This window comes from Acinetobacter parvus DSM 16617 = CIP 108168 (assembly GCF_000368025.1).
Lineage (GTDB): Bacteria > Pseudomonadota > Gammaproteobacteria > Pseudomonadales > Moraxellaceae > Acinetobacter > Acinetobacter parvus.
Map to the genome: position 1 here is coordinate 1,023,053 of NZ_KB849212.1, position 13,021 is coordinate 1,036,073.

General features: G+C 40.1%; 12 protein-coding genes. 2 read left to right on the forward strand and 10 right to left on the reverse strand.

Features of this window, described 5'->3' with window-relative positions:
• Window positions 1-81 precede the first annotated feature (81 nt).
• Window positions 82-516, forward strand: a complete 435-nt coding sequence (locus F988_RS11460; RefSeq protein ID WP_004675542.1) for an SGNH hydrolase domain-containing protein — start codon at window positions 82-84, stop codon at window positions 514-516.
• 16 nt (window positions 517-532) lie between these two features.
• On the opposite strand, the gene F988_RS11465 is transcribed toward F988_RS11460, so the two are convergent.
• From F988_RS11465 to F988_RS11510, 10 genes are all read right to left on the reverse strand, one after another.
• Complete coding sequence (locus F988_RS11465) at window positions 533-1,444, reverse strand: capsular polysaccharide synthesis protein (protein WP_004675540.1); 912 nt, start codon at window positions 1,442-1,444, stop codon at window positions 533-535.
• A gap of 61 nt (window positions 1,445-1,505) precedes the next feature.
• Window positions 1,506-2,264, reverse strand: a complete 759-nt coding sequence (locus F988_RS11470) for a glycosyltransferase family 25 protein (protein WP_004675538.1) — start codon at window positions 2,262-2,264, stop codon at window positions 1,506-1,508.
• A gap of 15 nt (window positions 2,265-2,279) precedes the next feature.
• Entirely contained in the window at window positions 2,280-3,275 is a 996-nt protein-coding gene (locus F988_RS11475; protein WP_004675536.1) for a Stealth CR1 domain-containing protein, read from the reverse strand.
• Between the two features lie 31 nt (window positions 3,276-3,306).
• Complete coding sequence (locus F988_RS11480; protein ID WP_004675534.1) at window positions 3,307-4,065, reverse strand: hypothetical protein; 759 nt, start codon at window positions 4,063-4,065, stop codon at window positions 3,307-3,309.
• 6 nt (window positions 4,066-4,071) lie between these two features.
• A complete protein-coding gene (locus F988_RS11485; protein WP_004675532.1) occupies window positions 4,072-4,692 on the reverse strand; it encodes a 2OG-Fe(II) oxygenase in 621 nt (206 codons plus the stop codon).
• A 111-nt stretch (window positions 4,693-4,803) separates the two neighbouring features.
• Window positions 4,804-5,964, reverse strand: a complete 1,161-nt coding sequence (locus F988_RS11490) for a nucleotide sugar dehydrogenase (protein WP_004683156.1) — start codon at window positions 5,962-5,964, stop codon at window positions 4,804-4,806.
• A 137-nt stretch (window positions 5,965-6,101) separates the two neighbouring features.
• Window positions 6,102-7,028 (reverse strand): branched-chain amino acid transaminase, encoded by a 927-nt coding sequence (locus tag F988_RS11495; RefSeq protein WP_004683158.1) that lies wholly within the window; start codon window positions 7,026-7,028, stop codon window positions 6,102-6,104.
• Between the two features lie 101 nt (window positions 7,029-7,129).
• A complete protein-coding gene (gene glnE, locus F988_RS11500) occupies window positions 7,130-9,880 on the reverse strand; it encodes a bifunctional [glutamate--ammonia ligase]-adenylyl-L-tyrosine phosphorylase/[glutamate--ammonia-ligase] adenylyltransferase (RefSeq protein WP_035330096.1) in 2,751 nt (916 codons plus the stop codon).
• A gap of 73 nt (window positions 9,881-9,953) precedes the next feature.
• A complete protein-coding gene (locus F988_RS11505; RefSeq protein ID WP_004683160.1) occupies window positions 9,954-11,225 on the reverse strand; it encodes a sensor histidine kinase in 1,272 nt (423 codons plus the stop codon).
• A 226-nt stretch (window positions 11,226-11,451) separates the two neighbouring features.
• Window positions 11,452-12,510: an RNA-guided endonuclease InsQ/TnpB family protein gene (locus F988_RS11510; RefSeq protein WP_035330054.1), complete on the reverse strand. Its 1,059-nt coding sequence runs from the start codon at window positions 12,508-12,510 to the stop codon at window positions 11,452-11,454.
• A gap of 20 nt (window positions 12,511-12,530) precedes the next feature.
• Between F988_RS11510 and tnpA the strand changes: the two genes are divergently transcribed.
• A complete protein-coding gene (gene tnpA, locus F988_RS11515) occupies window positions 12,531-12,944 on the forward strand; it encodes an IS200/IS605 family transposase (RefSeq protein ID WP_004680797.1) in 414 nt (137 codons plus the stop codon).
• Window positions 12,945-13,021: the final 77 nt, after the last annotated feature.

Genomic DNA, 13,021 nt, shown 5'->3' on the forward strand with positions numbered 1-13,021 from the left:
TGATCAGCTACCCCAACAAAACAAGGTGGCTTAACTAGAGCGGAATATCACTTATAAATACGCTTTTAGTTGTTCAAACAAGTGGGACCACCTCTGTCTGACATCGTACAGCAAAACCAGCAAAATGGTTTTTCTGAATTACTTAAGGTCGCTGAAAAACATCATAAAAAGGTCATCGTAATGTCTGAACCTTATGCTTTTAATAAAAACATCAGCCTACTTTTTAAAAGAGCCATGTGGTTGCATCGAGATCTGAACTTACAAAGTTATATGAATAACCCGAAAGCCACTGAACAAAAACGAGCAACAAAAATCATTAACGAGATCGTAAGCAAGCACCCAAATACAATATTACTCACCCAACAAGAACTATTTAGATCAGATCAAATGGCTACAGATACAATCCCATATTCTCTGGATGGTAGACATATCTCGATCATAGGCTCACTTGCTTCTGCCGAATACTTCGAGCAACAAGCAAAATACGAGACCTTAAAACAATTTATTTGGGAGTAGCCCTTATAAAACTAAATTAAATATCAATTAAAGACCCTTCAAAATACATCCCTTTATTATAGAACTGGCATAAATAGTTACGCTCTTTCCCTGCCAGTTTTATCAATTTAGGATGTTCATCGGCTGGATAATTAATCGCCATGTTAATTAATATTTTTTCTTTAACCCATCTGTTTTTGACTTGGTAATAGAATGCATTTTCATCACAATCAATCAAGCTAATACTCGGAAAATTTTTTCTCATAATCTTTTGGCAAGCAACATATGCCACCAAATATTCTAAATTACTGATCTGTTGAAAAATGTCCTTTGTATTTGATTCAGTTGCCTTAATATTCTGAATATACTTTTTAGGTGTTTGTTGAATTGCTAAATATAATTCTTCATACCATTGTTTAAAGAAAATATTATGACCCACGCTTGCTAATAACCAATTTTCTAACACAGGGAAATTCAAATTAGTAGTATTTTTACGACGGTAATAAGCAAAATTCGCGGTCTTTTTTTCAACCATAAGCTCCGAAATCCAGTCGAGACGGTCATATAGGATGATACTTGCATCCAGCCAAATCCCTCCATGATTGTACATTAGATCAAATCTAAGTAAATCAGCTTTTTGCTGGGCCGTTGCATCTTTAAGTTGGCTAAAATCAATATGACTATATTGATTAACATTCTCTGGATTAAGTACAAAAACCTCATATTCAGGATTCTTCTCACGCATCCGATCAATGCATTTCTCAACAAACTCAGGAATATCGTTTTCCCAATACATCCATAACTTTTTTGGTAAAACTATAGTTTCCTCTGTTTGATTAAATGTGAGTAACCCAGCATAGTTATCAATTTTTTTGTTTTTATGCCTAATTTTATACGAATACATCAAATGAAATTTCACTAGATAAAACAATTTCTTAAAGATTTTCATTTAAATACTCAGCTATAAAATGAATACATTAAAGGACTTTTTACTCGCATAATTACAGCGTTTAAGAGAGTAAATTCCTAATCGCATAAAAACGGTCACGCCACATTCTTTTCTGCTTCTTAAAACCATGTGAAGCACTTCTATTTTCCAGTGCTTTGCGCTTAATACCCTGTGTTGCCACAGTGCCTAAAATATCACTATCAATCCCAGCAGGCTGAACAAAAGGCTGCCACACCCCCAATCCTTTGCCATTTTTACTTAACCAGCTTTGAAAAAAGATATCGACTGGCACTTGCATGGTTTTACCAAGCTCAACAAATGCCTCAGCACCTGCTCTTGACCATACTAATCCTACACCACGGATGGGAAAGTAATAAGCATGCCAGATTGTATAACCATCAATCTGAACGATGTCTTTTGCCAATTTCTTCTTTTTTGCAGCAAGATTCACCACATACCATTCGAGTTCTTTATGCTGATCAAGATAGCTGATTAATGAATTAAGCTTTTGTTTAAAGTTTGGTAATACTTGAATATCATCTTCAAGGACAACAAGATAATCCGCATCCGTTTCTAAAAATTTTTTAGCACAACCATAATGGCTGAGATAGCACCCCAACTCAGAACTAATTAAACTACGACCTAATATTTTTTGGGCTGCTGCATCATCATAATTTTCAAATTCGGATAATGCTTTACCACGCCCATCATAAGCAGGGAAACGAGAAAATGCCCAACCCGCTTGTTGCAACTGAGCTGTCGCATTTGCTAAACGCTGATCACTACCCTCTAGATTTATGAGATAAGTAACAACTTTCATCCGATCTTCCTTTGCTTATCCTGCTATCGTCGCTTGGATCTGACTAGGCAAAACATCTTTAAATTTATGAATAAGTGCATGGCGTATATGCTGTTCATCATTCTGTTGCAGTTGGTCCAAACTTTGGATACAACCAAATTTAATATCAGGATTTGATAGAGCCTGAGTAAACGACTCTAAATCACGATGATCTTTTAAATAAGCGATTTCAACATCATCGTTGAGAATTGCTTGGTCATTTTTAATCGCTAGGTGATTAGATAAACCTACAGGTAATATCTGATCGATATTCCTAAATTTAAAGCTAATTTGCTTCTGTAATTGTTGCATATTTTTTTCAAAATAATTGCATAGAAGTATCCGACTCAAGATATGCGGACGATGGTGAATCTCAAAATATTGAGACATGCCAACACAATCTGCACTTAACATTTGCGCCATTGTATATGAGGGTTGTGCCAGTTTTCCAAATTTATTTTGCACAAACTTTCTAACAATATATTTGATTTTTTTTACTAGATTACTTTCCCAATGCCCATACATCACCATTTGACTATCAATTAAAAAGTCTTGTAGATCAGAGGGTTGATTAAAGAAGAAATCATCATTTAAATAAATAAAATAATCTGAAATACTCGGTATATTCCAAAGCATCGTTTCAATACTTAAAGAATTAAACGTCGGCAATGCAAATTCGTATCCTCTAAACAACTCCGTGTGGTCGACCACTCTAATCTTGCCTTTCTCACAGAGATTCTGCTGCTCAAACTGATCCAGCCATTGTGGTGTTTGTTGATCAGTGACTACATAAATTTTCCCGCAATACGGTACAAATTTGAGTATGGAGGCAATACAGAAATAAATTTCATCATTACTCGCAAAACGCGTTGCATCTAAAGCATTTGACGGTGCAGTTTGATTTATAAATTGTTGACGCTTGTTTTTTAACTTAGGATCATTTCCATCCACCCAAGCAATTACGATATCAATAGGTTGTATTGTATCTTTCATAAATCAAACTCTTGTAATGATGTCGTCTTACTTACTGCCAAGACTCTTTGATCCAATCAGAAGGCAATACATAGCGATACCACTTACCACCACCACCAGAAACTGCATCAGGTGGATTAATTTCGCCATGGAAAATAATAATTTTGGCATCTTTAGGTTTTACAGGCGGCTTAAAATACGCCAATGGAATTTTTTGCAGACAATGATATTTATAGCTCTTACACCAGGCATCATTCCAATAACTAAGTGTACTATGCTCATGTACAAACCAAGAAAGATATTCTTGTTCATTGCGGAATTTCTGCCGAATTTCATCAAAATGTTTGCGAAAATACGGCAATATTTCAGGAAAAGCACCGAGTTTAAAACGATACACCGAGCTATTACCGGTAATACGCCACGGACGTTTCCAATCATGAATGATGAAAAATTCACCTTGTTCTTGGAAAAAGCAGTCAATATTATCGACAATCACCACATCTAAATCTAAAAATAAAGCATCGCCTTTTAGTCCATATAAATCTGGTTCAAAAGTAGACAGTTTATTCCAACCACGTTCAGGTGCGCCTGCGGGTAAATCCAGCGATGGAATCGGAAAACATTGTACATTCAGGTCAATACCTTCGCTAATATCGGTCAGACAAACCATTTTGAACGGTAAGGTCAGATGGCGCTGTACCATGTTATACAGGCGATTGACGTATTCAGCACCGTATTTGGTTCCCCACTTCATACATATGATAATATTATCCTGTTGAGGTTCTGGTGAGTTTTGCTGAATATTTGACATCTTATATTACCCAAATAATTTTTTAATTTTAGCACTCAACCCATGAACAAAACGATGTTTTGCATTCGCCTTATCACTAGTCAAAAAATTAATTTGAATCGATTGGCGTTGTCCCTCATACGGAACATAACCATGCCAACCATTATCAGTCACCTTAAATGCAACCAGCGTACCTGGACCTGCATTAATTTCTTCTACATAATTTTCTATATTTTTTTCGTCATTCAGGATTCGTAAACGTCCTGTTGGTGCATCCCAAGATTCATTTAGATAAATTAAAATGGTCACTAGTTTAGTTTTAGAATCGGAGTGAATACGACCATCTTTTTGACGAGAATAACCACGTAAAGTAATCATCATTGGATGTTCCATGACATCCACATCAAACTTTTCAGTCAAAATTTGACGAAACTCTTTACAATCTAGTGACTTCAAAAACCGATCAAAATGCGGTTTGAGTTCAACATCATTAATGTTATAGCTCCCACCCTGCTCAATCTTTGGAAAGTCCTGTATCACAGATTGAACTTCACTATCTTGTAACGCATTTTCCACAACAAAATATGGATAAGGTGAAGTAGAAACCCCCGCTTCTTTTAAAGCATCTAATTTTAAAATATGAGCCATAGTTATAATTCAACTGAATGGTATAGTTGCGAGGAATTATAACGTAAAAAAGTCATTTATGTTACGTGGACAAGAGCAATCAATAAAATTCCTATGCACGACATATACACGTCAATTCACCCCAAACAAGTCTCTGGTATAGATCTTTTCCATCACATCACTGAACATAGGCACCATCCGATTGACAATGATGAGATCAGACAGTGATTTAAACTTTTGTAGGCTAAATTCAACAGGATGACCTAGATATTCACTTACATCCAGAGTCGGTTCATAAATAACAATTTTAACTCCCTGATCAGCCAGTCCTTGCAACACATCATGTATCGCAGACTCCCTAAAATTATCGGAATCGGCTTTCATGGTAAGTCGATAAATCCCAACACAGGATACGTCTCGACTTAAAATATCATCAATAATTGCCTGCTTGCGAGTTTGGTTGGATCGGATAATGGCTGAAATCAACTCTTGTGGTGTTTCATGATAATTGGCAAGCAACTGCTTGGTATCTTTTGGCAGACAATAACCACCATAGCCGAAAGATGGATTGTTATAGTGATCACCAATACGTTGATCTAAACCCACGCCCGTAACAATGTCCAAAGTACTTAATCTGTTTTTTAAGCAATAGGTATCCAGTTCATTGAAGAAAGCCACACGCATGGCTAAGTAAGTATTGGAAAATAGTTTAATCGCCTCGGCTTCTGTCGAATCCACACATAGAATCACTGCATCTTTTTTAATGCTTGCCTTAAGATAGAGCTTGGCTATCTTTTCAGCCCGCTTTGACTTTTCCCCCACAACAATTCTTGATGGATATAAATTATCCTGTAGCGCCTGCCCCTCCCTCAGAAACTCAGGAGAAAAGATCAGGTTTTTAAGACCTAAACGTTTGGATAGCTCAGCCGTATAGCCAACTGGAATGGTCGATTTTAAAACAATCAAGGCTTTGGGGTTAATTGCCTGAATATCAGCAATCACGTTTTCTATACTTGAGGTGTCAAAATAATTGGTTTCAGAATTATAGTTGGTTGGTGTTGCGATAATGATCAGCTTGGCATGTTGATAAGCCAGCGCTTTATCACAAGTTGCATCAAGGTTAGATTCGGATAGATAGTTTTGAATACAGGAATCACTGATCGGTGAAATTCGCTGGTTAATATTTTTCACTCTAGCCTGGTCAATATCAAGCACAGTGACATCGTGTTGTCTTGAAAATAATAATGCATTTGATAGGCCCACATAGCCTGCTCCAACCACCGTAATTTTCATTATTGCTCTATTTTGCTTCGCTTTAGAGACAACTTAGTTCAGTTAAATGAAAGATTGATGATGCTTTGATTGCAGTCTATTGACAATTTGGTAATAAAAAAGCGAAGCCTAAGCCTCGCTCTTTCAAACATTTGGACTTACTTCACATAAGTCAGCCAATCTGCATATTTGTCATTACGACCTTGAACCGCATCAAAGAAAGTCTTCTGAATCACAGTGGTGATCGGACCACGTGAACCACAACCGATTTCACGGTCATCATATTCACGAATTGGTGTCACTTCCGCTGCTGTACCTGTAAAGAATGCTTCATCAGCGATATAGAACTCATCACGGGTGATGCGGCGTTCAACCACTTCATAGCCCAAGTCTTTGGCAATGGTAATCACGGTTTGGCGGGTAATGCCCTCAAGTGCCCCACCAGCCAAATCAGGCGTATGTAACACGCCATCCTTGATCAGGAATACGTTCTCACCTGCACCCTGACATACAAAGCCCTGTGGATCAAGCAACATGGCTTCGTCATAACCTGAACGCGCCACTTCCTGATGTGCTAGGATTGATACCGTATAGTTACCACAGGCTTTTGCCTTACACATGGTCACGTTTGGATGGTGGTGGGTAAATGATGAGGTTTTAACACGAATACCACGTGCCATTGCCTCTTCACCAAGGTATGCACCCCAGCCCCACGCGGCAACCGCAGCATGGATGGTATTGTCAGTCGCGGCAATTCCCAGCTTCTCAGAACCAATCCAGATCAATGGACGCAAGTAGCAGGATGCCAATTTGTTTTCACGTACAACGTCAATTTGTGCCTGTTCCAATGTCGCTTGATCAAATGGAACATTCATTTGATAAATTTTTGCTGAATTTAACAAGCGCTTGGTATGGTCTTGTAAACGGAAGATTGCAGTACCATTTGGGGTTTCATAAGCACGGACACCTTCAAAAACACCCATACTGTAGTGCAGTGTGTGTGTTAAGACGTGGATTTTTGCATCACGCCAATCAACCAATTTTCCATCTTGCCAAATAAAACCATCACGATCAGCCAAATTCATGGCACATACTCCAAATTTTTACACAATCATTTTTTGTAACCCCCTTTAATTCCCCCTTGATAAGGGGAAAACAAAAGGGTTTGAATAAAGTTACAAAAAATTTATTCAAAATCTAATGCAATAATTGCACTCGGATCAATTAATCTTTGCCATAACTTGTAAACGATCTCACGGGTATCGTGCCAGTCCGCAGCACTGACTTGCATAGATTGATTTGCAAGGGCTAAACGGTGGCTCTCGGCTCGTTCACGGAGATAAGCTTGTATGAGTGCTGTGGCATCTTCACTGGATAAGCAGCCTGCTTGAGCAGCATCTTCAAGAATTCTTACATTGTCGGAAAAATGGGCGAGATCTGGATTCGTCCCACTCCATGCAAGCACTGCATACTGTGCCATAAATTCGATGTCAACGATACCACCTGAGTCCTGTTTTAAATGAAAAATCCCATGTTTTTTTTGCTCTGTAGATGAACCCAGGTGATCTTTCATTTTTTGACGCATTTTCAGCACTTCCTGACGAACTTCATCTTCATCACGGACTTGGGTCAGAATCTGGCAACGAATCTGTTCAAACTGCTGGCATAAATCGGTATCACCCGCGATTGAACGTGCCCGAACCAGTGCCTGATGTTCCCATAGCCATGCGCTTTTTTGCTGATAATGTTCATAGGCTTTCAGACTAGTGACCAACATCCCTGCCTCACCCGAGGGTCTGAGACGTGTATCAATTTCATACACCCGTCCATCCAGCGTTTGCGTGGTCATCAGGGACATAAACTTTTGTGCCACCCGAATGGCGAACTCGGCACCACTAATTCTTTTCTTGCCATCAGTTTCACTTTGTTCCTCAAGGGCATGGATAAACACCAGATCAAGGTCAGAACCATAACCCAGCTCAATCCCACCCAGCTTGCCATAACCAATCACCGCAAAACCTTTGGCATCGAGACGACAGCGCTGACCATTGATTCCGACAGGATAGCCATGCCGTTCCACAACCGCCTGATAGGCTAAATTTAAAGTTGCCTGAACGCTGACTTCGGCAATATCAGTTAAGGCATCGGAAACTTTCATCAGTGGACTTTCAGCCAGCACATCACTGGCGGCAACAGTCAATACATTGCTCTTTTTGAATAGCCGCAATACCCGCATCTGGTCTTCGACCTGATCAATCTCGATACGCAGTAATTGCTGACGCAATGAATCTTCCAGATCTTTGCGTTGTGGCAAGCCAAAATCCATCGACAAAAATTCATCCAGCAACACTGGATATTGCGCCAGTTCCTCACAAATCCAGGGACTGACGGTTGCCATTTTGACCAGTCGCTGCAAGGCACCACGGCTCTCCATCAACATCACCAAATACACGGTACGGCGCAGCACTGACTCCACCAATGGCATCAAACGTAACAAAGCGACTTGTGGTTGCGGTGACTGTAAGATTGCCTCGATCAAATGCGGCCAGAATTTCTTTAAACGTTCCAGCGCACTGGCTGGGATTTTGCGTAGTGCTTGCCCATGCCAGAAATTTTGAATCAAATTCTTGGCATCTTCATCCAGCACCGTGTTGAGACGCTGTTCCAGTTGTGAAAAATCATCAATCGGTGCAGAAAACTCCTGTTCCTGAATCAGTTGCTTGAACTGAACTTTCACCTTGTCACGCTTCTGGTTCAACACATCGAGAAAGGCTTGCCAATCTGCAAAGCCCAAAGTCTCAATCATGCGCTGCCTTAATTCAGGTTCATTTGGCAGGGACTGGGTTTGCTGATCATTCAATGCCTGAATAGCATGCTCAACCCGTCTTAAAAACAGGTAGGCATCTTCAAGGTCAATCACCGCCTGCTGATCCAGTAATTCAGCCTCACCGAGATGATGTAAATTGACCAGACATTGACGGTCCTGCAACTCACGTTTTGAGCCACCATAAATCAGCTGAAATACTTGGACGATAAATTCAATTTCACGAATGCCGCCAGCACCAAGTTTAATATCATCCTCAATATTACGGCGCATCACCTCACGTTCGATCATGGCTTTCATTTCACGCATTGCGGCAAAGGCGGAATAATCCACATAACGGCGGAAAACAAATGGACGCGCCATTTCCATCAGTTCAGCGCCTGCCTTGCCACCTGTAATCACCCGTGCCTTGATCCAGGCATAACGCTCCCATTCACGTCCATGCTGGCTTAAATATTTTTCCAGTCCCGTATGGCTAATCGCCAAGGCAGAACCATCCCCCCAAGGACGTAAACGCATATCAACACGGAATACAAAACCATCCGCACTAATGTGATCCAGCAAGTAAATCAGCTTTTGTCCCCAGAGAATGCAGAACTGCTGTACATCTATACATTTACGCCCATTGGTTTCACCCTGTTCATCAAAGGCAAATATCAGGTCAATGTCACTGGAAAGATTCAGCTCCTGCGCACCCAACTTCCCCATACCAATCACAATCAAGTCCTGAACCTGACCTGAATAGCCTATCGGTTCGCCATGTTTGGCAATCAGGGGAACAAGTGCAAATGCCTTGGCTGCACAGATACAGGCATCAGCAAAATCAGAAAGTTCACGGGTCAGGGTAACGACATTGGTGAGTTGATTGGCATCCTGCCAAATCCAGCGAAACATCAGTCTGGCACGTAGAATACGCAAGGCTTTCATCCAGGCCTGCTCATCAGTTAAATCTATGACAGCATGCTGGACTTTCTGGTGGATACTTTCAGTTGAAAGCGAATCAAGAAATTGATCTTCCAAGTAGTCTTGTTCTAATTGTGTCTGGTATAAATTTAAAACTTGCTCAGCATATTGGCTTGCAACCAAGGTTTTTTGTCGCTGTTCCACATTCATATAAAAAAGCTCGACTAATGTCATGTCATCTCAGATCATTTATATCAGTTACGAACTTATCTTTAAATTCTCTTTAGGCTAATTTTACTTTGGTTTTAGGTTGTTCAACACATACATCCATGTGCTCACCTGCGACTGGCAACAGCACCTTAAAGGTGGTTCCCTCACCCTCTTTCGAGCTGACGCTAATTTCGCCATGATTTAAATCGACAAAACGCTTGCACAAGGTCAAGCCTAAGCCTGCACCCTTTTCACCTGCCGTACCTTTTAAACTGACAGTTAGGCGAGGATGGAACAACTCTGCCATTTGCTCATCGGTCATACCCAAACCTGTATCCTGAATATAAATGGCAACATGGCGACCCTGCTCTTCCGCCCGAATCGACACCACGCCTAAACCATCTATATCGGTAAATTTCAAGGCATTGGACACCAAATTCTGAATCAGGGAAGTGACCATATTCATATCAGCATAAGCCTTGATATGTTCTGGCACATCATTGATCAGGTTTATATTTTTCCTGACCGCAAGCGTCCTTAAAACATCCGTGACAATGGTGGTCACTTGTCTTAACTTAAACTCAATAGGATAAGCGCTAAAGCGTCCACCCTCGGCCATTGACCAATTTAACAGACTTTCCAGCAGGTTATAGGTCGACTGGGCAGTATCATAAAGATAGTCTGCAATATTCTGGACACTTGCCTCATCCAGTGTGTCACGCTCTTTTGCCAGAATCTCGGAAAAACCCAGCAAACCATGAAATGGCGCACGGAGGTCATGGGAAATAATGGAGAAGAACTTGGTTTTACTAAAATTAAGCGCCGCTTCCTGTTGGTATAATTCTTTTAATTCGTCATGGTTAAACTTCAATTCCAGTTGCTGCATGAAACTGACACAATGCGCCTGCAACAATTGTTTTTGTAAGTCAGTAAATTCCTGAGCCGCTTCATCGAATAAAATCACATAACCCAAGGCAGTCTGATTGGGATGTCTGAGTTGCAGGGCGATTGCGGTTTGCGCTTTTCGCTTAAGTGAAGCCAGAAAAGCCAGCAATGTTGGATATTGTGGATGTTTACAGTCAATCAGGTCATCATTCACAAATAAGGTATTTAAGCTCTTGGTAATTTTTGAAGAATCAATCACTTTTAATTTTTCAGGGCAACGATGCCAAAGATAAGGTTCCTGATGAAAAACAAGCAATGCGGTATTGGCCTGCATCAGGTTTCGGTTAAACTGCAAAAATTGCTCAAGCAAGTTTTGTTCTGAAGTTACACCTAAAGAAAGAGAAATTTTACAAGCACTTAACTTATCAGCCTGATGTAATTCTAATAGTTGAATCGCCATGCTCGCCTCTCGAATATTATCGTTATGACATGTATGTAGGTTTTATTTAAAAAAGAATGAGAAAATCATCCCCACTATTAACAAACTTTAACATAAAAGACAATTCTTGATTAGATCAATTCGCAACAAAACGTGACCTTTCAACAAAAATTTATTTCTGCTTATAAAACAAGCAACTTCGCTGTTTCTGAACATTTTCATGAAAACACTTGACATCCTCCCCGACCTAAAGGACGGGGATTCCTACTGCTAGACGCTCATGTCCGAGCGCAAGAATATTCAGTGCGGAATTTACATCCCGATCATGGAGCGTACCGCACTCCATACACTGCCATTCTCTTATTCCAAGACCTGCCCTACCTTTCGGACTACTGGAGCGTGAGCCACAGCACGAACACGTTTGGGTGGTATACGCTTCATTGACTTCTTCATACCATACCCCTGCGTTCTCGCATTTATACTTGAGCATGGTTCTTAGTGTTGTCCAACTTGCATCTAGCACTGATTTAGCTAATTTAGTTTGTGCGAGTGCTTTGGCATTCACATTGCCAATGAAGATTGCTGCATGTTCATTCACCAGTTTATGGCTGAATTGATGCAGCATGTTTTGACGTATATTTTTAATCTTGGCGTGAATCGCTTTGACGCGTTTCTTATTTCTAGCTCGTTGGGCTATGCCAAGTTTTTGTTCGTATTGGCGATAGATTTTAGGAGCTTTGAGCTTTATACCATCTGAACAAGTGGCTAAATCCTTTAAACCCAAGTCTATGCCAATTGAGGTTTTAGCGCTGGTTTTCTCTGTTTTAATTGAATCAACTACAAGACAGACATACCAACGCCCACGACTATCCTCTACAAACGAGCCTGTTTTAACATTGTATTTGCTTAGTCCGTAGCTGTCCCATAGTTTGAATTGATGCTTGCCGTATTGAACATATCCATCAGCATATTTGATTGCTACTTTCTTGAACGGTATCCAGCCCAATGAACGCCTAGCTGATTTTTTATTGCTGACTCGCCATTTTAATTTTGCTTTTTTGAATTGCTTTCTGCGTGTAATGAGTTCTTCTGTTATGGCTTGAATGGTTTGACTATGCAAATTGCATTCTTTCGATGTGCCTTTTGTGTATTTAGCAATATCGTATGCTGAAAAGAATTGTTGTTTTCGTTGTAGATGTTTAAAACACAAATCATTCACGTAATTCCAGACAAAATTCACCTCAGATGCCATCTGATTTAGCACCTTGCAATGTTTGTCTTTTATGCGTAATTTGAGTGTTTTCATTGCTAAAATATATTTGGTCTATGAGCTATAGTCAAGAGATTAGGACAGGTCGACATTGTGTTTTTAATATGCACGTTCATTTAGTCTTTGTGGCTAAATATCGGCGTGATGTTTTTACTAAAGCAATGCTTGAAACGATGCGTGAAGTATTTGAGCGTGTATGCTTGGACTTTGAAGCTGAGTTGGTAGAGTTTGACGGTGAACATGACCATGTACATTTGCTCGTCAATTATCCGCCTAAAGTCGCTATTTCTAGTTTGGTAAATAGCTTGAAAGGTGCATCTAGTCGAATTTTACGAACCAAACACCCTGAAATTAAAAGCAAATTATGGGGTAATGCCTTGTGGTCGCCTAGTTACTTCGCTGCATCATGCGCAGGTGCGCCTATTGGGATTATTAAGCAGTATATTCAACAACAGCAAACACCGCATTAATGGCTTACGCCAGTCGCTTATATCCTCGGGCTAAACCCCGAGGTTTTACGCTCCAATGGATAAAAAATCTATAAATT